We start from the raw sequence: 23,728 nt of genomic DNA on the forward strand, positions 1-23,728 counted from the left end.
GCGGGCAGCCGGCCTATCTCTCGTGCGCCCGGATCACCTTCAGGAAGGCATCGCCGTAACGCTCGAGCTTCGACTGTCCGACGCCGGAAATGCCAAGCAGCGCGTCGCGGCTCGTCGGGCGGTCGGTCGCGAAGGCGACCAGCGTCGTGTCCGGGAAAACGACGTAAGGCGGCACCGCAAGCTCCTTGGCGATCGCCAGGCGGGCGACACGCAGTGCCTCGAAGAGTTCCGCGTCTGCGCCTTCCAGCGCAGACCTTGCGCTTGCCGCCCCGGGCGACGCGCTTCTCGATGCCTTGCCGGTGGTCGGGCGGTCCTTGCGGAAACGGACCTCGCGTTCGCGCTTGAAGACGGCGCGGGCTTCCGGTTCCAGCTTCAGGGCGCCGAAGGCCGCGTGATCGACACTGACAAGGCCGGCGGCCAGCAATTGACGGTAAACGGACTGCCAGGTCTTTGACGGGATATCCTTGCCCACGCCGAAGACCGGCATGTCCGCATGGCCAAAACGGGTGGTCTTTTCATTGCGGTTTCCGAGCAGCACGTCGATCAGGTGGCCCGTCCCGAAACGTTCACCGGTCCGGTAGATCGCCGCCAGCGCCTTGATGGCGGCCTCCGTCCCATCCCAGGTTTCGACGGGTTTGAGGCAGGTATCGCAATTGCCGCACCGGCCGCCATGCGCCTCGCCGAAATGCGCCAGGATCGCCTGCCTCCGGCAGCCGGGAGTTTCACAGATGCCGAGCAGCGCATTCAGCTTGGCCCGTTCGACCCGCTTCACATCGTTGCCCGAACTGCCCTCGTCGATCATCCGGCCGCGCTGGATGACATCGGCCATGCCATAGGCCATCCAGACGTCGGACGGCAGACCATCGCGCCCGGCGCGGCCCGTCTCCTGGTAATAGGCTTCGACGGAACCGGGCAGATCGAGATGGGCGACATAACGTACGTTCGGCTTGTCGATGCCCATGCCGAAGGCGACGGTGGCGACCAGGCAAAGGTCCTCCTCCTTCAGGAACGCGTCCTGGTTGGCGTCTCGAAGGCTGCGGTCCATGCCGGCATGGTAGGCAAGCGCGCGAATGCCCTGCCCGTTCAGCCACTCGGCCGTATCCTCGACCTTGGCGCGCGACAGGCAATAGACGATGCCGCTCGAACCCTTGTGGCGGGAGAGGAAGCGCAACAACTGCTGCCGCGGCTGGTCGCGCTCGACGATTTCGTAGGCGATATTCGGGCGGTCGAACGACGTGGTGAAGACCTCGGCCGAACGCAGCGCAAGCCTGTCGATGATGTCGTCGCGGGTATGCGGGTCGGCGGTCGCCGTCAGCGCCAAACGCGGCACGCCGGGGTAAAGCTCGGCGAGATTGCCGAGTTCGCGATATTCCGGGCGGAAGTCGTGGCCCCATTGAGAAACGCAATGCGCTTCGTCGATCGCGAACAACGCGATCTTCGCATTGCCGATCATCTCCTTGAAGGCCGGCGTGACGATGCGCTCGGGCGTCACATAGAGAAGATCGAGATCGCCATTGCCGATCGCGCGGCGAACGTCGAGAAATTCTTCGCGCGTCAGGGATGAGTTGAGGGCGGCGGCCCGCACGCCGAGTTGCTTCAAGGCCTCCACCTGGTCACGCATCAGCGCGATCAGCGGCGAAACGACAATGCCGACGCCGTCGCGGCAAAGCGCGGGGATCTGGAAGCAGAGCGACTTGCCGGCGCCGGTCGGAAATAGCACGACGGCGTCGCCGCCCGACACGACCTGTTCGACGACAGCGGCCTGCTTGCCCCGGAAGGATGAATAACCGTAAACGCGCTTCAGCACATCGAGCGGGTTTTTCGTGCCTTCGTTGTCGAACAGGGGAGCGAGGCGGTTTTGGGTCGGCTGCATGGAATCGCTTTCATGTGGGAGCCTGGACTATGGCACAGGTCCGGCGCCCGCCGCGAGTGTATGCGAACATCGAGCTTGGATGGGAATGGCATGAATGAAACCTGATGCAACTATACCGCCGCCACTTCTGATTGCAAGCCGTGCAGCTTGAAGCGCCTTTCGCGGACGTATAAGCCTCATCTACCCGTTCCCCACCACCTCACTCCTATCGATATCCAGCATGGCCGCAGACTCCGAACCGGATCAAAATACGGACGACAAACCTGATCATGCCCGCGTGGCGATCAAGGTCGATATCGTCGTGATCGGAGCGGGCCAGGCGGGTTTGTCTTCAGCCTATCACCTGCGGAAACTCGGCCTTGCGCCGGACAGAGACTTTGTCGTTTTCGACCAGTCTCCGGAGCCCGGCGGCGCCTGGCAGTTCCGCTGGCCGTCCCTGACGCTCGCAACCGCCAACCGTGTTCACGATCTCCCCGGAATGCGGTTCGACGAGGCGGTCGATACCGCCGCCGATCAGGTGAAGGCATCCGTCGCCGTGCCGCAATATTTCGCGGCCTACGAGCAAGCCTTCGATCTGCGCGTCCATCGCCCCGTCGAGGTGACGGTCGTCTGCAACCGGGGAGACCGGCTGAGGGTCGAAACCGATCGGGGCGCCTTCTCGGCACGGGGATTGATCAATGCGACCGGGACCTGGGAATCACCCTATATTCCCGACTATCCCGGCGCTCAGCGGTTCCAAGGACGTCAGCTCCACACGCGGGATTATCGCACCGCGGAGGAATTTGCCCGCCAGCATGTCGTCGTGGTCGGCGGCGGGATTTCGGCGATCCAGCTGCTCGACGAAATTTCCCGTGTCACCACGACCACCTGGGTGACGCGACGGGAACCGAAATTCCGCGACGAGCCGTTCACGCCGGAGGCAGGACGCGCCGCCGTGGCGCTGGTGGAAGACCGTGTCCGTCAGGGCCTTCCGCCGGGTTCGGTGGTCTCGGTCACCGGCCTGCCCGTCACGCCTGCGATCCAGGCGGCGCGGGAGCGCGGTGCGCTGGACAGGCTGCCGATGTTTTCCGAGATCACCGAACACGGCGTCCGCTGGCCGGACGGTTCCGAGCGGCGGGCCGACGTGATCCTCTGGTGTACGGGTTTTCGCAGCTCGCTCGATCATCTCGCCCCGCTGCAGCTGCGCGAGACGAGCGGCGGCATCCTCATGACCGGTCGGCTGGCGACCCAGGTCGGTAAAGACCCGCGCATTCACCTGGTCGGTTACGGCCCGTCCGCTTCGACGATCGGGGCGAACCGGGCGGGCGGCGCGGCAGCGCGGGAATTGACAGGCTTCCTCGGCACTCCGGTCAATCATGGCAAATGACCGGGCCTAGCTGGCGCGTCTCGCCAGCTTGCCTTCTTCCGCCTTGTAGAAATACTGGCTCGCCACCAGCCAGCCTTTCAGCGGCCGAAGCGGCGGAATACAGGTGAGCAGCATGAAGGGCAGCGTCACCAGCAGGTGAACCCACCAGGCGGGCTGGAACTGCACCTCCAGCCAGACGCCGAGAAGCACGCTCGGCACGCAGGCAAAGCAGATCACGAAGAAGGCCGGACCGTCGGCGGGATCCGCAAAGGAATAGTCCAGTCCGCAGGCCTCGCACTTGCGATTGAGCGTCAGGAAGCCGTTGAAGAGATGCCCCTGCCCGCAGCGCGGGCAGCGTCCGCGGATGCCGGTCTGCATGGGAGGGAGAGGAGGCCATTCATGATCCATGATCATCGTCCTTGCGAAAAAGCAGTCAAAGCGAATATTGATTGCATTCATTCCTATAAATTGATGCATTCAATGTGTCGATTGGCCAGAATGCCGCAGGCATTCCGGTTCGGCGTCGCGGGACGATGAAAAATCAGAAGAAGGAGCCAGCCATTTCGGGCGAGGTTTCCAGGGCGTGCCCCATGAATTCCAGCGCCGCCTTGAGCGCCGGCCGCTGGATCGGGCCGCCCAGGCATACGCGCACCGCTTCAGGCGCCGGACCGTCGACCGTGAAGGCATCGCTTGCCACCACGCCGATGCCAGCGGAGCGCATATGACTGCCGAATGTCGAGCGGGTCCAGCCCTGCGTCAGCGGCAGCCAGATGTTGAAGCTGGCCGGGTCGCCGCGATAGCTGCCCTTCGGCAATATGTCCGCGACAAGCGCCTGGCGGGCCGAAGCTTCGGCGCGGATGAACTGCAGGATGCCGTCGGCCGTGCCATCCTCGATCCAGCGGGTGGCAAGCGCTGTCGAGAGCGGCGATGCCATGACATTGTTGGCACGCATGGCGCTGACGAAGGGCCACGCCGCCTTGGTATCCGGAGCGACCACATAGGCGAGCCTGAGGCCGGCGCCGATGGATTTGGAAAGCCCGCCGATATGCCAGGTCAGATCCGGCGCGATCGCCGCCAGCGGTGTGGGGCTCCGGAGTGGAATGAAGCCATAGGCATCGTCCTCGACGATCGGCACCCCGTATTTGCGCGCCACGGCGCAGATCTCCTCGCGGCGCCGCTCCGGAATGGTCAGCGTCATCGGGTTCTGCAGGACGGGGTTGAGATAGAGCGCCCTGGGCTTCTTTTTCTCGCATGCCTCCGCAAAGGCCGAAGGGACAATGCCCTCGTCGTCCATCGGCAGGCCGACGAGGTTCAATCGCAACTGGGCGGCGATCGAGCGGATGCCGGGATAGGTGGTGTTCTCCGACAGCACCGTCTCGCCCGGTTTTGCCAGCATACCGAGGATCGCCAGCAGGGCCGGATGCGCGCCGGGAGTGACGAAAACGCGGTCCTGCGACGGTACAAGGCCGCGCCGGCCGAGCCAGACGGCAGCCGCTTCCTTGTCCATGCCGGCGCCGCCAAAAGCCTGATAACGCAACAAAGGCACGAGGTTGGCGGCAACGGCGGCAAGCCCTTCCTGCATCCGCGCGATCAGGTCCGGATCATCCGGCTCCGGCGGCATGTTCATGGAAAAATCGACGATCGAGGCTCGGCGCGGATCCGGCGCTGCGTCGGAAACGAAACCTCGGCGCTCCTTCTCGGCACCGCCCGTCACGAACGTCCCCCTCCCCACATGCGAACTGACGAGGCCGCGCTTCTGCGCTTCCAGATAGCCCCGCGCCACCGTGGTGAAATCGACATCGAGCAGCTTGGCCAGCTCGCGCTGCGGCGGCAATCGGTCGCCTACCGTAAGGTTGCCGCTCCTCAAGTCCATCTCGATGACATCGGCGATCGCCATGTAGCGCGGGGAGCGGCTGCGGGTCAGGTCGGGCTTCCAAGTCTTCATCCATCACGTCCGATCGTTCGTCCTGGATTGACGGTATATTGTTGCTCAGTGAGTCTGTCATCAGCAAAAGAAAGGACATTGCGCCGCAGCCTTGGGGCGGGCAATATCCGCGGTATCCCTGAAGCGAAACAAGCAGAGAGATACACCTTTTCCGCGTCATCACAACGGCTTACGAACCACGCGTTGTCCACTCTCTTCGCCGCCAAACCTCCGCTCGATGTTCGGTCCGAAAAGATTGGTTCCCTCGGCATTGATCGCAAAATTGAGGGATGCATCTGTCCCGGCCTGCTCGGCCGTCATATGCGCGGACAGTCAGCAGCGTCGCGCTGAAGGACAGGCGTTATCGGGGAAATGCTCTCGAGGCGTGATTGCCGGCAGGAGGACCTTGCCGAACCTATCCGTTGCCGGGCTCGTTTCCGCCCAAGACATCCTGGGCGACCTGGCTCTTGTTCTGCTTGTCGGGAACATTGCCGTTCCCCTCCGCCCGGTCGCGGTGGAGCGCTGCGCGCGCCAACATCATGAAGGTGATCGGCGTGGTCACGGTCACGAAAATGCCGATCAGTATCTCGTGGAATACGAGACGCCCCGAGGAGACGGTGAAGAAGATCATCGAAGCGAGCATGACGCCGCCGATCCCCCAGCTCGTGCCGAGCGTCGGCGCATGGATGCGCTCGTAGAAGGTCGGCAGACGCAGGAAGCCGATCGCGCCGATCAGGGCCAGGCCGGAGCCGACCAGCAGGAAAAATGCGACCGCGATGGCGGCCCAGACGGGAATGTCGGCAGCGGAATGGATCATTCGATCACCTCCCCGCGCATCAGGAATTTCGCGAGCGCCACGGTCGCAACGAAGCCCAGCATGCCGATGACGAGCGCGGACTCGAAATAGATCACCCGGCCAGTGCCGATGCCGAAGGTCACCAGCAGCAGCATGGCGTTGATATAGAGCGTGTCGAGGCCGATGATCCGGTCCTGCGCCCTCGGGCCCCGGAACATGCGCACGGAGGCAATCGCCATCGCCGCCGCCAACATCAGCTGGGCGATCGAGACCGCGGTGAAGAGAATGATGGCGCTCATGCGAAAATCTCCATCAACAGCTTCTCATACCTGTTCTTGATCGTGTTGCGCCATTCAGCCTCGTTGTCGAGGTCGAGCACGTGCAGCAGCACCGTCCGGTCGTTGGAATCGTATTCCAGCCAGGCGGATCCGGGGGTGCTTGTTACCACGACCGCGAGGACGGCTATGGCGAGATGGTTCTCGACATCCAGCTCGACCGTCAGGAAACCGGGGTTGTGGCTACGCCGGCCGATTTTGAGGATGATCAGCGCAACCGCGATGTTCGACCTGACGATGTCATAGAGCACGATCCCGAACAGTTTCGGCAGCAGATACCATTTGGCGAGCCGCGGCTTGTCCGGGCGCAGCGACGCCATCGCCCAGGAGGCGAAGACAGCGACTAGGATGCCGAGCACGAGATGGCCGGGCGTGAAGCCGTTGAGCAGCAGCCACATCAGGACCAGCGACAGAGTAAGCAGCGGATAGGGCAGCATCACTTGGCCCCCGCTTCGGTCGAAGAGACACCGTCATAGTCGGGCACCGCCGCCGCGTTGCGCACCGCGTCGATATAGATCCTCGGATTGCTGAGGCTTCGGATCGTCGTGTCCATATACTGCATTGCGGGTCCGGCCTGGACGGTCAAAGCGAGCGTCAGGAAAAGCAGGAACATCACCGGCACGATCTCGATGACAAGGACGCGCGGCACGGTTCCCTCGAGCGAGCTCCAGAAGGTGCGGATGCCGGCGCGGGTCATCGAAATCAGCGCGGCGATGCCGGAGAGGATAACGAGAGAGACCAGGACCCAGACCGCGGCTGTCGGCGGCACGCCGATCGCACCGGTGCCCATCATCGCCGACAGCATCGCGAACTTGGCGATGAAGCCGGAGAGCGGCGGCAGGCCGGACAAGAGGATGCCGCAGGCGGCAAAGCAGATGCCGAGAATCGCCATCGTGCCGGGCATGGTGACGCCGTCGCCCTCCTCCGGCTCGTCCTCGTCCGCATCGCCATAGGCTTCCATGGTCACTGCAAGAACGATCGCACCGGCATCCTGGCCGCGTTCGACCAGTTCGATCAGCATGAAGAAGGCGCTGATCGTCAGCGTCGAACTGACGAGATAGAGAAGGGCGCCCGACGAGATCGCGCCGTCATTGATGCCGAGCACCATCAACAGGGTTCCGGACGAGACCAGAACCGAGAAGCCCGCAAGCCGTCCGAGAGCCTGCGAAGCCAGTACGCCGATCGTGCCGAAAATGATGGTGGCAATGCCGCCGTAAAGCAGCACGTCGGACCCGAAACCGGCGGATGGCCCGTCGCCGAAGAGCAGCATGGTCAGCCGAAGGATGACGTAGATGCCGAGCTTGCTCATGATCGCGAATATGCCGGCGACCGGGGCGGAAGCGGCGCTATAGGCGGTCGGCAGCCAGAAGCAGAGCGGCCACATGCCCGCCTTGATCAGGAAGGCGATGCCGAGCACGCCGGCGCCCGCCTCCATCAGCATGCGGCGGTCCGGCTCGATGTCGGGTATGCGGGCGGCGAGATCGGCCATGTTGAGCGTGCCGGCGGTGCCGTAGATCAGGCTGACGCCGATCAGGAACAGGAGCGCTGCGGCAAGGTTGACGGCGATATAATGCATGCCCGCCTTGACGCGCAGCGGGCCGGACCCGTGCAGCAGCAGCCCGTAGGATGCAGCCAGCATGACCTCGAAAAAGACGAAGAGGTTGAACAGGTCGCCAGTCAGGAAGGCACCGTTCAGCCCGACCAGCAGAAGCTGGAACATGGTGTGGAAATGGGCGCCGACTGCATGCCAGCGGGCGAGCGAGAAGACCAGCGCGGCCACCGAAAGCAGCGCGGTCAGCAGCAGCATCAGGGCCGACAGCGCGTCGAGAACGAGCACGATGCCGAAGGGCGCCGCCCAGTTTCCGAGAAGATAGACGCCGTCGAAATCGTTCGGGCCGCTTTCGATCCGCAGCAGGGCGAGCGAGACGGTGACCAGGATCAGCGTCGAGGCGAGGCTGATCATCGCCTTTGCGACACGCTGCCGCTCGTCGAAGAACAGCAGGAGTGCGGCCACGACCAGCGGCACGAGGATCGGCGCGATGATGAGGTGATAGGCCCAGCCAATCATTTCGGCTCGTTCCTCCCGTCGACATGGTCGGTGCCCGTCAGCCCCCGGGAGGCCAGAAGCACGACGAGGAACAGCGCCGTCGTCGCAAACCCGATGACGATAGCCGTCAGCACCAGAGCCTGCGGCACCGGATCGGCAAGCACCGAGGTGGGAACGCCGTCGACGAGGATCGGCGGGACATTGGTCTTCACGCCGCCGACGCCGAAGATGAACAGGTTCACGGCATAGGAAAGCAGCGAGAGGCCGACAATGACCTGATAGGTGCGCGGACGCAGGATGAGCCAGACGCCGCAGCCCGTCATCACGCCGATCGCGGTGGACAAAACGAGTTCCATCAGCCCTCCTCCGTCCTTGCCGCATCGATCGCCCGCAGGCGGTTGATACGGATCGACTGGTGCGCCAGCGCCACGAGAATGAGGACGGTCGAACCGACGACCAGCGAAAATACCCCGAGATCGAAGAGCAATGCGGTTGCGGCCGGCATCTTGCCGATCAGCGGCAGCTCGACATACTGGAAATGCGAGGTCAGGAACGGATAGCCGAAGAACCAGGCGCCGATGCCGGTCGCGGACGCGGTCAGGATACCCGCCCCCATCCAGCGCAGCGGCAGGATGCGGATACGATCTTCCGCCCAGCGTGTGCCGCCGGCCAGATATTGCAGCAGGAAGGCGATCGACAGCGTCAGACCGGCGGAAAAGCCGCCGCCCGGCAGGTCATGGCCACGCATGAAGATATAGACGGCGAAGGTGATGATGACGGGAAAGAGCCAGGTCATGATCACCGAGGGCACCAGCAGGTAGTCGCGCACCGTATCGCCCGCCGAACGCTCGGGCCGATCCTCGTCGAACCGGTTCTGGATGCGCTGCTGCTCCGGCAGGTCCATGCTGTCGTCGGCGGGGCGGAAGCGGCGCAGCAGCGCGAACACCGTCAGCGCCACGACGCCAAGCACGGCGATCTCGCCCAAGGTATCGAAACCGCGGAAATCCACCAGGATGACGTTGACGACATTGCGCCCACCGCCTTCGGAATAGGCGTTTGCGAGGAAATAGTTGGCGATCGCATCCGGCACCGGCATGGTCATCACGGCATAGGCAATGAAGGACATGCCGATACCGCAGACGACGGCAAGCGCCAGGTCCCGGAAGCGGCGGAATCGCGCGCGCAAGGTGATGGACTCAGCCAGTCCCTCGGTCCGCTTCGGCAGCCAGCGCAGGCCGAGCAGGATGAGGACGGTGGTGACGATCTCGACGAGGAGCTGGGTGATGGCGAGATCCGGCGCCGAGAGCCAGACGAAGGTGACGCAGACGATCAGGCCGACGCCGCCGAGCATGACGAGTGCGGCGAGGCGATGGTATTTGGCGAGATAGGCGGTGCCGAAGGCGAGGCATATGCCAAGCAGCCAGATCGCCGCAAAGGCGGGATCGATGCCGGAAAAGGCGATGTCACGCGTCTCGAAACCGGAGAGATAGAGCGGAAGCAGACCGGCGAGGAAACCGGTCGCCACGACCCAGCGGAGCTGCGGCTGGAGATTGCGGGTGCCGAAGCGCCGTTCCAGCGTGCGGGCCCAGCGCCAGGACACTTCCACGAGAATGCGCTCGAAGATGCGCTGGCCCTTGAGATTGCGCAGGATCGGCGGACCGTCCTCGCAGGTCGCGAGATATTTGCGCAGCGCGAAATAGATCAGCGCACCGCCGACGAGCGCGCCGGCGCTCATGATCAGCGGCAGGTTGACGCCGTGCCAGATGGACAGGCTGTATTCCGGCGTATCAGGGCCCAGAACACTGATGACGGCGGTATGGAGGAAAGGCCCGATCGAAATCGCCGGAATGATGCCGACGATCAGGCAGGCAACGACGAGGAGATCGATCGGAAAGCGCATCCAGCGCGGCGGCTCATGCGGTTTCGGCTTGGGCAGATCGGTCGGCGGCGGGCCGAAGAAGACGGTGTGGATGAACCGCAGCGAATAAGCGACGCTGAAGGCACTGGCGAGCGTCGCGACGTAGGGCAAGATGCGGTCGAGAATGGAATCCGCATGGGTTTCGACCGCTTCCGCGAAGAACATTTCCTTCGACAGGAAGCCGTTGAGCAGAGGAACACCGGCCATGGCGGCACTCGCCACCATGGCCAGCGTGCCTGTGATGGGCAAATACCGGAAAAGTCCGCTCAATCGCCGCATGTCGCGCGTGCCGGTCTCGTGATCGATAATGCCGGCGGCCATGAACAGCGATGCCTTGAAGGTCGCGTGGTTGACCATGTGGAAGATCGCGGCAACCGTCGCCAGCGGACTTCCGAGGCTGAGAAGCGTGGTGATGAGGCCAAGATGGCTGATCGTCGAATAGGCGAGCAGGCCCTTCAGGTCCTGCTGGAACATGGCGAAATAGGCGCCGAGCACCAGCGTGACGATGCCGGCCAGCCCGACCAGATAGAACCATTCATAGGTTCCCGACAAAGCCGGCCAGAACCGCACCAGCAGGAAGACACCGGCCTTCACCATGGTTGCTGAATGCAGGAAGGCGGAGACCGGGGTCGGCGCCGCCATGGCATTGGGCAGCCAGAAATGGAACGGGAACTGGGCGCTCTTGGTCAAGGCGCCGAGCAGGATGAAGACCAGGGCCGGCACGTAGAGGGAATGGCCGCGGATGACGTCACCGGCGGCGAGAATCTTGTCGAGATCGTAGCTGCCGACGATGTTGCCGAGCAGCAGCAGGCCGATCAGCAGGCAGAACCCGCCGATCCCGGTGATCGTCAGCGCCATGCGGGCGCCATCGCGGGCGGCGGCATTGTTGTGCCAGTAACTGATCAGCAGGAAGGAAAAGATGCTGGTCAGTTCCCAGAATACCGACAGGAGGATGACGTTGCCGGAGATGACGATGCCGAGCATCGCGCCCATGAAGGCGAGCAGGAAGGAGAAGAAGCGCGGGACCGGATCGTCTTCCGACATGTAATAGCGGGCATAAACGACCACGAGAAAGCCGATGCCGGCGATCAGCATGGAGAAGAGCCAGGCGAAACCATCCAAACGCAGGGTGAAGTTAAGCCCGAGCTGCGGCAGCCATGTACCCTCGAAGCGCAAGATCCCGCCATTGGTGACGCCCGGATAGAAGGACGCAACGATCAGCAGGGAGAGGAGCGCGGTGGCGCCGGCCACCCAGGACGGCAGGACGCGCGAACGCGTCCGCAGCAGAGATACGGAGACCAGGCTTCCGAGGAAAGGCAGGACCAGAAGAATGAGAAGAAGATATGGTCCCGACGTTATCCCAATGCTCCGGCCTTCCTATGTGCTGCGCATCCGTCAAGCGCCCGCTGCCAGGGGCTTACGAATACTCCATCTAGCAATCGAATCCAAATTGCCATATATGAGAGATATTGACCAATATGGGCAGTTTGGTGAGATGGGTCAAGCCGCAAAGAACGTAATTTTGACGCCGGCCTTGTGTCGCGCCGCCCGTGGGTTTCTTGACTGGACGCAGACCGATCTCGCCGATCGGTCGGGGGTGTCGAGAAGCACCATCCGTGATTACGAAGGCAGCCGGCACGATCTCCATCGCGCAACGGAAGCGCAGTTGCGCCTCGCCTTCGAGGAAGGCGGCGTCGCCTTCGTCCATATGGAAGGCGGTTGCTTCGGCGTCTGTCCGAGGGCCGTGCAGGCCCCTCAATAGATCGATATGATTTCGGCCTCCCCGCCGGACGCCAGGATGGCACCCTGCGGAGAGGCCGGAGAGCCGATGTTACCAGTTGGTGACAGAGCCGTCGCGGCGCTTCAGATGCGGCGCTTCCCAGAATTCGAAGCTCTGCTTGGCGATCAGTTCCTCGTTGACCTCGACGCCGAGGCCCGGCGCATCCGAGACCGGATAGTGAGCACCTTCAAGCCGCGGCTGGAGGGGGAAAAATTCGGAATTGTCGAAGCCGAGATGGGTTTCCGCCGGGCTGTTGCGGGTCTCCAGCCAGGAGAAGTTGGCGACCGCCGCCGAGAAATGGATGGTCGCCGCGGTGCAGACCGGACCTAGTGGATTGTGCGGCATCATGTCGACGTAATGGGTCTCACTCCAGGCTGCGACCTTCATGCTCTCCGTCAGGCCGCCGACATTGCAGACGTCGAGGCGGTTGAACTGGTGGATGTCGCGTTCGATATAGGGCTGGAACTGCCATTTGGAGGAAAATTCCTCGCCGATCGCAAACGGGATGTCGGTCATCCGGCGCAAAGCCTCGTAGGAGCTGGGCGACTCGTCGCGGATCGGCTCCTCGAGGAAATCCAGCGTGCCCTTCGGCATCTTCTGGCAGAAGCTCGCCGCTTCCGCGACCGTCAGGCGGTGGTGGTAATCAATGCCGAGCACCACGTCGTCTCCGAGCGCCTCGCGCGTCTTGACGCACCACCTGGCGGTGGTTGCGATATGCTCGCGCGGCTCATAGACCTCCTTGTTCTCGTGGCCGGAGGGCGACAGGCGCATGGCCGTCCAGCCGTGCTCGACCAGCATCTGCGCCTGCTCGACCATAGCCGGGCCCGGCTCGGCGAAAGTGGTCGCGAAGGTCGGAATGCGGTCACGCTGCTTGCCGCCGAGCAGTTCATAGACCGGCACGCCGAGCGCCTTGCCCTTGATGTCGTAGAGCGCGATGTCGATCGCCGAAATCGCCGCCTGCAGCACGCGGCCGCCCTCGAAATACTGGCTGCGGTACATTTCCTGCCAGAGCGCGCCGATCTTGAACGGATCGCGGCCGCGCAGGAATTCGGCATAATGCTCGAGCGCGCCGACGACCGCCTTTTCGCGGCCCGAAAGACCGCTTTCGCCCCAGCCGAAAATACCCTCGTCGGTCTCGACCTTCACCAGAAGCTGGTTGCGGATGCCGACCTTGACGGCATAGCTCTTGATCGCTGTGATCTTCATCGTCTTCCTCTTTCCGATCCTTGGCGAATTACCAGTGCCACAGGGTGCCGTCTTCGAGACGGTTCACCGGCAGGTAGGCGCGCTGGTATGGATATTTTTCCGCAAGCTTCTCGTCGATCTCGACGCCGTGGCCGATCGCCTCGCCCGGATGCAGGTAACCGTCCTTGAGGCTCCAGGCACTGGGGAAGACGTCGAGAATTTCCGGCAGGTAACCGGAATATTCCTGAATGCCGAAATTCGGAACCCAGAGATCGAGATGCAGGTTGGCGCCGAGGCAGATCGGCGACATGTCCATGGCGCCGTGGCAGGCGGTGCGGACATTGTAGACGCTGGCGAAATCCATGATCCGCCGCTGCGCCGTGACGCCGCCGGCGTGCACGGTCGTGGTGCGGATATAGTCGATGAGCTGCTCTTCCATCAGAAGCCGCGCATCCCAGATGGTGTTGAACACCTCGCCGACGGCAAGCGGCGTCGTGGTGTGCTTGCGGATCAGGCGGAAACCTTCCTGATATTCGGCGGCAACCGTATCCTCCAGCCAGAACAGGCGGGCGAACTCGAGATCCTTGCCGAGGCGGGCCGCCTCGATCGGCGTCAGGCGGTGGTGGCTGTCGTGCAGCAGCTCGATATCCCAGCCATGCGCCTCGCGCACCGCCTTGAACAGTTCGGGGACGTATCGGAGATATTTGGAGGTCGACCAGGTTTCCTCGTGCGGAAACGCGTCATCGGCAGCATTATTGGTGACCGATTTCTTGCCCGTGCCATAGACATCCGGCAGGCCGGGAATGCCGACCTGGACGCGGATGGCCTTGTAGCCTTGCTCGATGCGCTTGCCGACGGCTTCGACGGCCTCAGCTATATCCGTGCCCTGGGCATGAGTGTAGCAGAGCACCTTCTCGCGGCTGGCTCCCCCGAGCAGCTGATAGAGCGGCATGTTGGCGGCCTTGGCCTTGATGTCCCACAGCGCCGTATCGATGCCGGCGATCGCCGCCATGGTCACCGGGCCGCGGCGCCAATAGGCCCCTTTGTAGAAATACTGCCAGATATCCTCGATGCGGCTCGGATCACGGCCGATCAGGAGGGGCGCCAGATGTTCCTGCAGATAGGCGACGACGGCCTTCTCGCGGCCGTTCAGCGTTGCATCGCCGACCCCGGTCAGGCCCTCGTCGGTAAAGATCTTGACGGTGACGAAGTTGCGGCCGGGCGAGCAGACAATGATTTTGACGTCGGTAATTTTCATGGATCTATCCGTTGGCTGAAACTGTGCGGGCCGGGTCGTAGCGGAACCGCTTGTGGATGCGCCGGTCGCGGGGGTCGGGATGGGGAATGGCCGAGAGCAGCGCGCGGGTGTAGTCGTGCTGCGGGTGGTTGACGACCTGGTCGGTATCCCCCGTCTCGACGATCCGGCCGCGATACATGACCGCGACGCGGTCGCACATGTAGCGGATCACCGACATGTCGTGGCTGATGAACACGTAGGAGAGACCGAGCTCGTCCTGCAGCTTCATCATCAGGTCGAGCATCTGCGAACGCAACGACACGTCGAGCGCCGAGGTCGCTTCGTCGGCGACGATCAGGCGCGGCTTGACCGCAATCGCACGGGCAATGCCGATGCGCTGACGCTGGCCGCCGGAAAACGCGTGCGGGTAACGCTCCCGCCAGGCGGGTTCGAGGCCGACCTGCGCCATCAGCTCGGCAACACGGTCGTCGAGCTCCCTGCCCCTCATGCCGGCAAGCTTCAGCGGCTCGGCGATGATCTGGCCGACATTCTTGCGGGGGCTGAGCGATCCGACCGGATCCTGGAAGATCATCCGCACCTCGCGTCGGATATTTTTAAGCTCCGCCCTGTCGGCTGTGCGGATATCGACCGTCTTACCGTCCGGGCGTCGAAAATCGATGGCGCCTGCCTGCGGGTCGTAGATGCGCAGCAGGCAGCGGCCCATGGTGGTCTTGCCGGAACCGCTTTCTCCGACAATACCGAGCGTCTCGCCCGGCCGCACGGTCAGCGACACGTCATCGACCGCCTTGAGGCCGGAGGGGAAAGTCAGCGAGAGGTTCTTGACGTCGAGAAGCGGCGCGGCCTCCGCCGGGATCGCGGTACGCGTCAGGCGGACCTCGGCCTTCTTCTCCAGCTTCACGACCGAGCCGATCAGCCGGCGCGTATAATCGTCCTGTGGTGCGTGAAAGATCTGCTCCACCGGACCGCGTTCCATCACCTTGCCGCGATACATGACCAGCACTTCGTCGGCGATCTCGGCGACGACGCCCATATCGTGGGTGATGAACAGCACGGCCATGCCGTGGCTCTGCTGCAGCTTCTTGATGAGGTCGAGGATTTCGGCCTGGGTGGTGACATCGAGCGCGGTGGTCGGCTCGTCGGCAATCAGCACCTGCGGATTGCAGGCGAGCGCCATGGCGATCATCACCCGCTGGCGCATGCCGCCGGAAAACTCGAACGTGTAACGGTCGATCGCGGTTTCCGGGCGCGGGATTTCCACCTGCCGCAGCAGTTCGAGCACCCTCTCCCGCTGCTCCTTCTTCGGCGTGCCGAAGTGGATTCGCAGCGCCTCGCCGATCTGGGTGCCGATGCGGTGGACCGGTGACAGCGAGCTCATCGGCTCCTGGAAGATCATGGCGATCTCCTTGCCGCGCACCGAACGGATGTCTTTTCCGCGCGGATCGAGCTTGGCCAGATCGGTGAGCGAACCGTCGGCGCGGGTGAGCAGGACCGAGCCGCTTTCGATGCGGCCGGGCTTGTCGACGATCTGCAGGATCGAGCGAGCTGTCACCGACTTGCCGGAACCGCTCTCACCGACGACGCAGAGCGTCTTGCCGCGCTTCAACTCGAAGGAAACGCCGTCGACCGCCTTGAAGATGCCGGTGCGCGTCGGGAAGTAGGTCTTGAGGTCCTCGACCTTGAGGATCGTATCTTTGTTCATGCTCATGACACGGACTCGTAGGGGTCAGCGGCATCCCGCAGGCCGTCGCCGAGGAAATTGAGGGACAGGACCGAGATGACGATCGCGGCCGCCGGCGTGAACAGCAGCCAAGGCGCCTGGGCGACGGCGCGGATGTTCTGCGCCTCCTGCAGCAGCACGCCCCAGGAGATGATCGGCGGCTGCAAGCCGATGCCGAGGAAGGAGAGCGCCGTTTCGGCCAGGATCATTGACGGGATCGCCAATGTCAGCGTCGCGATGATGTGGCTCATGAACGACGGCACGAGATGGCTGAAGATGATGCCGATCTCGCTCATGCCGTCGAGGCGAGCTGCGATGACGAAATCCTCGCTCCTGAGTGACAGGAACTTGCCGCGCACTTCACGGGCAAGACTGGTCCAGCCGATCAGCGAGACGATCAGGGTGATGACGAAATAAGTCCGGAGCGGCGGCCAGCCGACCGGAATGGCGGCGGCCAGCCCCATCCAGAGCGGAATGGTCGGGATCGAGCGCAGCAGCTCGATGAAACGCTGGATGGCAAGATCCGCCCAGCCGCCGAAGAAGCCGGAAATGCCGCCGATCGTCACCCCGAGGATGAGGCTCATGAACACGCCGACAAGCCCGATCGAGAGCGAGATCTTGGCGCCGTGCACGACACGGGAGAAGATATCGCGGCCGAGCCGGTCGGCACCGAAGATGTAGAGGCTGTCGCCGACCTGCGGATTGGTGAGGCCGAAAAGCTTGGTCTGCATCGGGACAAGGCCGAGCAGGTAATAGGGCTGCTGCGCCTTCACGAAGAAACCGACCTTGACCGGCTTGGCCGGGTCCGGCTGGAATTCGCGGCGCATGGACTCCGTGTTCAGCGTCATCTTCAGCTGCTTGACGTTCGGCTGGAACGAGCCGTCGTGAAACAGCGAAAGGGCCTGCGGCGGCGCGTAGGTGAAGCGCGCATTGGTGGCGTTCGGATCGAAGGGCGCGATGAAATCCGCAAACGCCGCGACGAGATACATGAAGACGATGACGACGAGGCTCGCGAGCGCGATCCTGTGTTTCTTGAACTTGAGCCAGAACAGGCGCCACTGGCCGGCAACGGCCATGTCCTTGCCGGAGAGATTGAACGACGGGCCGGTATCCGGCGGGAGGCTGGTGATATCTGTCATTGGAAACGGATCCGCGGGTCGGTGAGCGCGAGCAGGATGTCCGAAATCAGCGTGCCGATGATGGTGAGCACCGAGATCAAAAGGATGAGCGAGCCGGCGAGATACATGTCCTGGGCGAGCAGAGCGCGCAGGAGCAGCGGGCCTGTCGTCGGCAGGCTCATGACCACCGAGACGATGATCTCGCCGGAAATCACCGCCGGCAGGATCCAGCCGAGCGTCGAGATCAAAGGGTTGAGCGCGAGGCGGACCGGATAGCGGATCAAAAGCTCCAGCTCGGACATGCCCTTGGCGCGCGCCGTGGTGACATAGGGCTTGGAGAGTTCGTCGAGCAGGTTGGCGCGCATGATGCGCACCAGCGCCGCGAGCGAACCGAGGCCGATGACGACGACCGGCAGCCAGACATGCTCTGCGAAATCGAGGAGCTTTCCAAAACTCCAGCCGGCATCGACATATTCGGGCGAAAACAGCCCGCCGACGCTTTGGCCGAACCAGGCGGACATGACGTACATCGCCGACAGCGCCATCAGGAAGTCCGGCACGGCGAGGAAGAAGAAGGCGAGGAACGTCGCCGTGTAGTCGGAGATCGAATATTGCCTGACCGCCGACAGGATGCCGATCGGGATGGCGATCGCCCAGACGAAGCAGAGCGTCAGCAGCGACAGCAGCATCGAGAAGCCGAGGCGGTTCCAGATCAGTTCGGTCACCGGCTTGCCGAGCTCGAACGAGATGCCGAAATCGCCGGCAGTCAGGATGCCCCAGATCCATTTGTAATATTGGAAATAGATCGGCTGATCGAGGCCGTAACGTTCACGCATCGCCGCGACCGTGCCGGCTTCCACAGCGCCGCCCTGGCTCGCCCAGTCGGCCATCAGAGTCGTCAGGTAGTCGCCCGGCGGCAGCTGGATGATGATGAAGGCGATGATGGAGACGGCAAACAGTGTCGGGATCGCGAACACCAGCCGCTTGATAATGTAACGGAGCATTTTCTTGCCGTTCTGTTTTTCAGCAGACGTTTGGGCGGGCGGCATTTGCCCCTCACCTAGCCCTCTCCCCGCGCGCGGGGATGAGGGAACTTCAAGGTTTGCCGCTCGTGTCCTTCTCCCCGTCAAAACGGGGAGAAGGTGCCGGCAGACGGATGAGGGGCAAAGCGTCACATTCAATCACCCCTCGGTCTCGGGAGGAGACTTATTTTGCCGGCTTGTCGAAATACCACTGGGTCAGCGTCGGCGCCGGGTGCCAGAGGTTGCCGGTGATCGGAATGCCGTTGACGACGTTCTTCAGGTTGTTCGACGTCATCATGTATTTCGGCATGGGGCGCGAGATACCGATGTTGAGGAAGTTGTCGGCGGACAGGTTGAGGAAATCCTTCATCTTCTGGCGACGGTCGTCATCGGTGACGGCAGCGTTGACCTTGTCGTAGGCGGCCATCAGCGCCTTGATGTTTTCCGGCGGTTCCTCGCCCGTCGCGTGGTTCGAATACCATTCGCTCCACTTCATCGCGAAGAAGATGTCGGCCTTCTGGAAGGGCATGTAGCAGCGCGGATCGGTATAGACTTCCGACAGCCCGCCGACGCAGTTCCAGATATAGGCGTCCTGCTCGTTTGCCGCCCACATGGTGTTGAGGCGGGCACGGTCCGTGGTGCGCAGCTGGATGTCGATACCGACCTCCTTGGCGTATTTCTGCACCATCTGCATCACGTCCGGATAGGACAGTCCGAAGACGTCGGCGACCATGAAGTTGATGGTGAAGCGCTTGCCGGTCTCGTCGAGACGGAAACCTTCCGCATCCTTCTTCGGCATGATCTTGTCGAGGATCGCCATCGATGCCTTGGGATCGAACTCGGTGTACTGCTTGGCCTCGCGCTCGTTGAAAAGCTCATGCTCGGGCTGAACGGCGACCTGGGCCGGAGCCCCCTGCCCGACATAAACGAGGTCGATGATCTCCTGCCGGTTGATCGACTGGCTGAGCGCGATGCGGAAATCCTTGTTCTGGAAGATCTTCTTCTTCACCGGGTCGGTGGAGTTGAGGTTGAGCAGGATGACCGCGTCATTGGCGGGCAGATCCTTGACGTCCACGAACTTGTAGTTGCCCGTCTTCTGGCCGTCGAAGAGAACCGACTTGAACGTCGAGTTGTTGATGTGGCGGAAGGCGAAATCGAACTCGCCCGAGGTCATCTTCAGCGCCATCAGCTGCGGATCGTCGAGTTTTGCCCAGGTGATGCCGTCGATATAGGGAAGCTGGTTCCCGGCGGTGTCGACCTTCCAGTAATAGGGATTGCGGGTAGCGACGACGCGTTCGCTGTCGGCATAGGGAACGGTCAGGATCCACGGGTTCAGCGTCGGCAGGGCGAGGTTCTGCCAGAACGGCGGCTGGAAGGTCAGCGAGACCTTGGAGTTGAACAGCGCCACCCAGTCGCCGGCAGCCGGATTGGCCTTCAAGAGCGCCGGAATGCCGTCCTTGTTGTACTTCTCATGGAACTGCTTGAGGTAGTGCTTCGGATAGATCACCGGCAGGTGACCCTGGCCGTAGGCGAGCTGCTGGATGAACAGGCCGTAGGGCGACTCGAACTTGAACTCGACGGTGAGGTCGTCGATCTTGGTGACCTTGACCGGCTTGCCGGCGACCGTGAATGTCGGGTTCTTGGCCGGCGAGAGCGCCGGGTTCATGAACACGTCCTCGTACCAGAACATGATATCGTCGGCATTGAACGGCTGGCCGTCGCTCCATTTCAGGCCCTTGCGGAGCTTGAACGTGTAGGTGGTCGCATCTTCCGAGGCCTTGAACTCCTCGGCCAGCGACGGCATCACCTTCTGCCACTTCGGGTCCCAGCGGACGAGCAGTTCGTTGGCGATGGTGCGGGTCAGGTTGTACTGGTCGCCATTGGCAAGGATCGTGGTGCGCAGCGTGCCGCCATACTTGCCGACGCCGTCGATCATCGTCTCGACATAAGGATGTTCCGGAAGCCGCTCGGCGACTGCCGGCAGCTTGCCCGCCTTGACCTGTTCGTCAAGCATCGGCGCCTGCTTGTAATCCGCCGCCCAGGCCGGGAGCGCCGCTCCCAAGAGCACGGTCGTCAACAACCCCGTCGACACGACGAAGCCACGCAGCTTCTGCTGGTAACCCATATTCTCTCCTCCTCTTTGACCGGCTGTCTCCGCCGGCTCCTCCCGAACGAGTGCCATCGCGGCCTTCGTGTTGCACGAAAGCTTTCAGATCGTACATTCTTTGTCAATCTGGATGTACAAAATTAAATGTTTTGCTCTTGGAAGACGATGGAAAGTGCATTAAAAGCAAGCCTATGAGCACGATCAGCAGCATCCTACAGGCAGTTCCAGAACGCGACGACTTGGCGGAGGACGGCGGCTCCTCGATCTACGAGAGGCTGCGCGACGACATCATTCACGGGCGCGTCAAGGCGAACGAACGCCTGAAAGTGGCCGAACTTGCCAGTCGCATGGGGACCTCCACCAACCCGGTGCGCGAGGCCCTGCAACAGCTGCGCGGCGAAGGTTTCGTGATCATGACGCCGAACCGCGGCGCCCGCGTCCGCCCCATCGACGAGGAGTTCGTGCGCGACATCTGCGAGATCGAGGTGCTGATCGAACCGGCGCTGACCCGCTGGTTCGTGGGCATCGCCACGAAGGCGGATATCGAGGAGCTGGAACGGCTGCAGGCGGAGATCGAGGAGCTGAATTTCGGCGACGAGATGAAACATTCCAATCTCGACCTGCAGTTCCACCGGCTGATGTACGACCGCCATTACAACCGCCACGCGGTCGATCTGTGGGTGCGTCACCGTCACATTCTCTGGGCGATCAGCCGCGGTTTCCAGACATCGCTCAGCCGGCAGTCGAACGTGCTGGACGAGCATCGCGAACTGATCGCCTGCATCAAGGCGCAGGATGCCGACGGCGCCTCGCGCGCGATCGGCCGCCATGTCGAAGGGTCCGGCCGGCACATCATCGAGCGGATGCGCCTCGAGAAGCGGAACGGCTGACAGGCGTCGAAGCCGATCAGGACCGCGTTCAGAGCTTCAGTCTTGCGGTCCAGGCGAGAACGGCTTCCGCCATCGTTGCGAGATGGTCTGCGGTGGAAAATCCGGAAATTTTCTTGCGCGGCTTCAGGTCGTGGTCGCCGTCCTCAAGCCATAGGATCTCGATGGAGCCGGACAGATCGTAGCCGGGCACTTCTTCGCGCGTGCCGAATTCGTCGCGGGTTCCCTGGCAGATCAGTGCCGGGGTTTTCAAGCCCTGGAGGTGCTGGGTACGCAGCTGCTCCGGCTTTCCTGGCGGATGGAACGGGTAGCCGAGGCACAGCAGACCGGCGATCCTGCCTTCGGAATAGAGTTCGTCGGCAACCATGCTGGCGACCCGCCCGCCCATCGATTTGCCGCCGATGATCAGCGGCCCCTTCGCACCGAGTTCGGCGACCGCCGCCTTGTATGCGGGATTGAGCGTCTCGGCCCGCGGCGGCGGTTTGCGATCGCCGGAGGTGCGGCGCGCCGCCATGTAGTCGAACTCGAAACGCGCCAGGCGAAACCCCTTCGCCAACAGGGCCTTCGCCGCTGCCGTCATCGATGCGGAATCCATCGGTGCGCCGGCGCCGTGCGCCAGCAGGATCGTGACGCGCGCATCCTCCGATCCCTCGATCAGAAATCGGCCTGACATCTTGCTCCCTCAATTCAGGTTCATGTTTTCAGATGCGCCTGTCGGCCCGGGCCGGCGGGAAACGTCCTTGGTATGGGCGAGCCGCATTCGCCCGCGCATCTTGTTTAACAGCAGGAGCGGAACACGTCTCCTGCCGACCGGAAACATATGGAGGATATGTCAATGGATATGCAGAGCCTGGCGCCGGCCGTTGAACTCGCCAAGAAGAACGGCGTACACTTCCCGAACGAAAGCGTCGCCTACAGGGAGGCGCGGGATGCACTTCTTGTCGAGGAAATCGAGCTCCGCCGCCATATCGAACGTGTCGCCGAGCAGAGACGCCATCTGCCGCCGGGCGGGCATGTGCCGAAGAACTACATGTTCGAGGGCGTGAACGGTCCTATCTCGTTCGAGGAGCTGTTCGCCGACAAGGAAACGCTGGTCATCTACAGCTATATGTTCGGTCCGCAGCGCGAGCGGCCCTGCCCGATGTGCACGTCGCTGCTCTCTTCCTGGGACGGCGAGGTTCCCGACATTCAGCAACGCGTCGCCTTCGCGGTCGTGGCACGCTCGCCGCTGCAGCGGCTTGCCGCATTCAAACAGGAGCGCGGCTGGCACCATCTGCCGCTCTATTCGGATACGAGCGGCGAGTTCAGCCGGGACTATCACGCGATCGGCAAGGATGGCAGCGACGACGCGGCTTTCAACGTCTTCACCCGCCGGGATGGAACGATGCGGCATTTCTGGAGCGGCGAGATGGGCGGCGCAACGGCTGATCCGGGCCAGGACCCGCGTGGAGCGCCCGATCTGATGCCGATCTGGACGATACTCGATTCGACGCCGGAAGGCCGGGCGCCGCACTGGTACCCCAAACTGTCCTATTAGGACTTAGGTCCTATGCCCCGATTGCGGCGGAACGAAAAATGATGTCGCCACGTTCTCCGGCCACCTCAACCGAAAGGGAAGTGTCCATGAAAAAGCTCATCATTTTCTCTGCCGCGATCGGTCTCCTCGCGACCGGCGCCGTTGCCCAGCAGAGCACCGTCAACGGTGCCGTCGGCGGCGCGGTCACCGGTGCGATCGTCGGCGGTCCGGTCGGCGCTGCAGTGGGCGGCGTGGTCGGCGCGGTCGCCGGCACGGCAATCGATCCGCCGCCGGAACGAGTTGTCACCTATGTGCGCCAGCAGCCGGTGCAGCAGTCCGTCGTGGTTCAGGAGCGCGTCGTGGTCGGCCAGCCGATCCCGCAACAGGTGGTCCTCACGCCCATTCCGGAATCGCCCTCCTATGCCTATGCCATCGTCAACCAGCAGCGCGTGATCGTCGATCCGCGCACCCATACGGTGGTTCAGGTCGTCAACTGATTTTCTGCCTTGCTGATGGAAAGCCGTCGTACCGAAAGGTGCGGCGGCTTATCTTTTTGAGATGATCGACGGTCCCATCAAAAATTTTCCGCATTTTGGCGGAACCAAATACCGACTGGCCCGTTTTCTAGGGTTGGTATCCAGGGAGGACACGAAAGATGCCGCAAGCAAGTTGGCAAAAACCGGTGCGCGTCGCCTTCGGGCAGCTCGGGACTGAGGTCATCAACGGACCGTTCGAGGCACTCGCCTTGCTGACGGATCGCTGGCCGGACATGCGCGGGCCGCACTTTGTCAAGGCGCGCAGCGTCTGCCGGGCAGCGCTCGACGGACGACGGTCGCCGGAAGAAGCACGTGTGCAATTCGAAGAAGCCGTCAGCGAAGCGCAACTGCATCTGAACTGAAC

At 62.9% G+C, this 23,728-nt stretch carries 22 protein-coding genes; 6 read left to right on the plus strand and 16 right to left on the minus strand.

The window, feature by feature from the left end; genetic code table 11:
• Positions 1-13 precede the first annotated feature (13 nt).
• The gene (gene recQ / locus J2X76_RS21350) at positions 14-1,873 is read right to left on the minus strand and encodes a DNA helicase RecQ (RefSeq protein ID WP_310219297.1); all 1,860 of its coding nucleotides are present in this window, start codon (positions 1,871-1,873) and stop codon (positions 14-16) included.
• 220 nt (positions 1,874-2,093) lie between these two features.
• On the opposite strand from recQ, the gene J2X76_RS21355 reads away from it, so the two are divergent.
• A complete protein-coding gene (locus J2X76_RS21355; RefSeq protein WP_310219298.1) occupies positions 2,094-3,239 on the plus strand; it encodes an NAD(P)-binding domain-containing protein in 1,146 nt (381 codons plus the stop codon).
• A gap of 6 nt (positions 3,240-3,245) precedes the next feature.
• Here J2X76_RS21355 and J2X76_RS21360 read toward each other — a convergent pair whose 3' ends face one another.
• The 8 genes from J2X76_RS21360 to J2X76_RS21395 form a co-directional block, all read right to left on the minus strand.
• Entirely contained in the window at positions 3,246-3,629 is a 384-nt protein-coding gene (locus J2X76_RS21360; protein WP_113128999.1) for a DUF983 domain-containing protein, read from the minus strand.
• 130 nt (positions 3,630-3,759) lie between these two features.
• Positions 3,760-5,163 carry a PLP-dependent aminotransferase family protein gene (locus J2X76_RS21365; RefSeq protein ID WP_310219299.1) on the minus strand — a complete coding sequence of 468 codons (1,404 nt, stop codon included), beginning with the start codon at positions 5,161-5,163 and terminating at the stop codon, positions 3,760-3,762.
• A gap of 394 nt (positions 5,164-5,557) precedes the next feature.
• Positions 5,558-5,959, minus strand: coding sequence for a monovalent cation/H(+) antiporter subunit G (mnhG, locus tag J2X76_RS21370; protein ID WP_310219300.1), 402 nt, complete (start codon positions 5,957-5,959; stop codon positions 5,558-5,560).
• Complete coding sequence (locus J2X76_RS21375; RefSeq protein WP_113128781.1) at positions 5,956-6,237, minus strand: K+/H+ antiporter subunit F; 282 nt, start codon at positions 6,235-6,237, stop codon at positions 5,956-5,958. The genes mnhG and J2X76_RS21375 overlap by 4 nt, the downstream gene beginning before the upstream one ends.
• Positions 6,234-6,710, minus strand: coding sequence for a Na+/H+ antiporter subunit E (locus tag J2X76_RS21380; protein ID WP_113128780.1), 477 nt, complete (start codon positions 6,708-6,710; stop codon positions 6,234-6,236). The genes J2X76_RS21375 and J2X76_RS21380 overlap by 4 nt, the downstream gene beginning before the upstream one ends.
• Entirely contained in the window at positions 6,710-8,341 is a 1,632-nt protein-coding gene (locus J2X76_RS21385) for a monovalent cation/H+ antiporter subunit D (RefSeq protein ID WP_310219302.1), read from the minus strand. The genes J2X76_RS21380 and J2X76_RS21385 overlap by 1 nt, the downstream gene beginning before the upstream one ends.
• The gene (locus J2X76_RS21390; protein ID WP_113128778.1) at positions 8,338-8,676 is read right to left on the minus strand and encodes a Na+/H+ antiporter subunit C; all 339 of its coding nucleotides are present in this window, start codon (positions 8,674-8,676) and stop codon (positions 8,338-8,340) included. Before J2X76_RS21390 ends, J2X76_RS21385 begins: the two co-directional genes overlap by 4 nt.
• Positions 8,676-11,597, minus strand: a complete 2,922-nt coding sequence (locus tag J2X76_RS21395) for a monovalent cation/H+ antiporter subunit A (protein WP_310219389.1) — start codon at positions 11,595-11,597, stop codon at positions 8,676-8,678. The genes J2X76_RS21390 and J2X76_RS21395 overlap by 1 nt, the downstream gene beginning before the upstream one ends.
• A gap of 91 nt (positions 11,598-11,688) precedes the next feature.
• On the opposite strand from J2X76_RS21395, the gene J2X76_RS21400 reads away from it, so the two are divergent.
• Positions 11,689-12,000 (plus strand): helix-turn-helix transcriptional regulator, encoded by a 312-nt coding sequence (locus J2X76_RS21400; RefSeq protein ID WP_113128998.1) that lies wholly within the window; start codon positions 11,689-11,691, stop codon positions 11,998-12,000.
• A 69-nt stretch (positions 12,001-12,069) separates the two neighbouring features.
• Here J2X76_RS21400 and J2X76_RS21405 read toward each other — a convergent pair whose 3' ends face one another.
• The 6 genes from J2X76_RS21405 to J2X76_RS21430 all read right to left on the minus strand — a co-directional run bounded on the left by J2X76_RS21405 (position 12,070) and on the right by J2X76_RS21430 (position 20,443).
• Positions 12,070-13,224, minus strand: a complete 1,155-nt coding sequence (locus tag J2X76_RS21405; RefSeq protein WP_310219304.1) for a mandelate racemase/muconate lactonizing enzyme family protein — start codon at positions 13,222-13,224, stop codon at positions 12,070-12,072.
• 28 nt (positions 13,225-13,252) lie between these two features.
• On the minus strand, positions 13,253-14,461 hold the full coding sequence (manD, locus tag J2X76_RS21410) for a D-mannonate dehydratase ManD (RefSeq protein ID WP_310219305.1): 1,209 nt from the start codon (positions 14,459-14,461) through the stop codon (positions 13,253-13,255).
• Between the two features lie 4 nt (positions 14,462-14,465).
• The gene (locus tag J2X76_RS21415; protein ID WP_310219306.1) at positions 14,466-16,166 is read right to left on the minus strand and encodes an ABC transporter ATP-binding protein; all 1,701 of its coding nucleotides are present in this window, start codon (positions 16,164-16,166) and stop codon (positions 14,466-14,468) included.
• On the minus strand, positions 16,163-17,317 hold the full coding sequence (locus tag J2X76_RS21420) for an ABC transporter permease (protein ID WP_113282968.1): 1,155 nt from the start codon (positions 17,315-17,317) through the stop codon (positions 16,163-16,165). The genes J2X76_RS21415 and J2X76_RS21420 overlap by 4 nt, the downstream gene beginning before the upstream one ends.
• Positions 17,314-18,300 (minus strand): ABC transporter permease, encoded by a 987-nt coding sequence (locus J2X76_RS21425; RefSeq protein WP_113128997.1) that lies wholly within the window; start codon positions 18,298-18,300, stop codon positions 17,314-17,316. The genes J2X76_RS21420 and J2X76_RS21425 overlap by 4 nt, the downstream gene beginning before the upstream one ends.
• A 202-nt stretch (positions 18,301-18,502) precedes the next feature.
• Entirely contained in the window at positions 18,503-20,443 is a 1,941-nt protein-coding gene (locus tag J2X76_RS21430; protein ID WP_113282969.1) for an ABC transporter substrate-binding protein, read from the minus strand.
• Positions 20,444-20,616: 173 nt separating this feature from the next.
• Here J2X76_RS21430 and J2X76_RS21435 point away from each other — a divergent pair, with 173 nt between their 5' ends.
• Positions 20,617-21,315 (plus strand): GntR family transcriptional regulator, encoded by a 699-nt coding sequence (locus tag J2X76_RS21435; RefSeq protein ID WP_113128771.1) that lies wholly within the window; start codon positions 20,617-20,619, stop codon positions 21,313-21,315.
• Positions 21,316-21,343: 28 nt separating this feature from the next.
• Here the strand turns inward: J2X76_RS21435 and J2X76_RS21440 are convergent, their stop codons facing one another.
• Positions 21,344-21,985: an alpha/beta family hydrolase gene (locus J2X76_RS21440; RefSeq protein WP_310219308.1), complete on the minus strand. Its 642-nt coding sequence runs from the start codon at positions 21,983-21,985 to the stop codon at positions 21,344-21,346.
• Between the two features lie 162 nt (positions 21,986-22,147).
• On the opposite strand from J2X76_RS21440, the gene J2X76_RS21445 reads away from it, so the two are divergent.
• The 3 genes from J2X76_RS21445 to J2X76_RS21455 all read left to right on the plus strand — a co-directional run bounded on the left by J2X76_RS21445 (position 22,148) and on the right by J2X76_RS21455 (position 23,726).
• Positions 22,148-22,849: a DUF899 family protein gene (locus J2X76_RS21445; RefSeq protein WP_310219309.1), complete on the plus strand. Its 702-nt coding sequence runs from the start codon at positions 22,148-22,150 to the stop codon at positions 22,847-22,849.
• 86 nt (positions 22,850-22,935) lie between these two features.
• Positions 22,936-23,325 (plus strand): DUF1236 domain-containing protein, encoded by a 390-nt coding sequence (locus J2X76_RS21450; RefSeq protein WP_113128768.1) that lies wholly within the window; start codon positions 22,936-22,938, stop codon positions 23,323-23,325.
• Between the two features lie 158 nt (positions 23,326-23,483).
• A complete protein-coding gene (locus tag J2X76_RS21455) occupies positions 23,484-23,726 on the plus strand; it encodes a DUF982 domain-containing protein (RefSeq protein WP_113128767.1) in 243 nt (80 codons plus the stop codon).
• Positions 23,727-23,728 lie beyond the last annotated feature (2 nt).

Origin of the sequence: Neorhizobium sp. 2083 (assembly GCF_031455615.1) — a bacterium.
Classification (GTDB): Bacteria; Pseudomonadota; Alphaproteobacteria; order Rhizobiales; family Rhizobiaceae; genus Neorhizobium.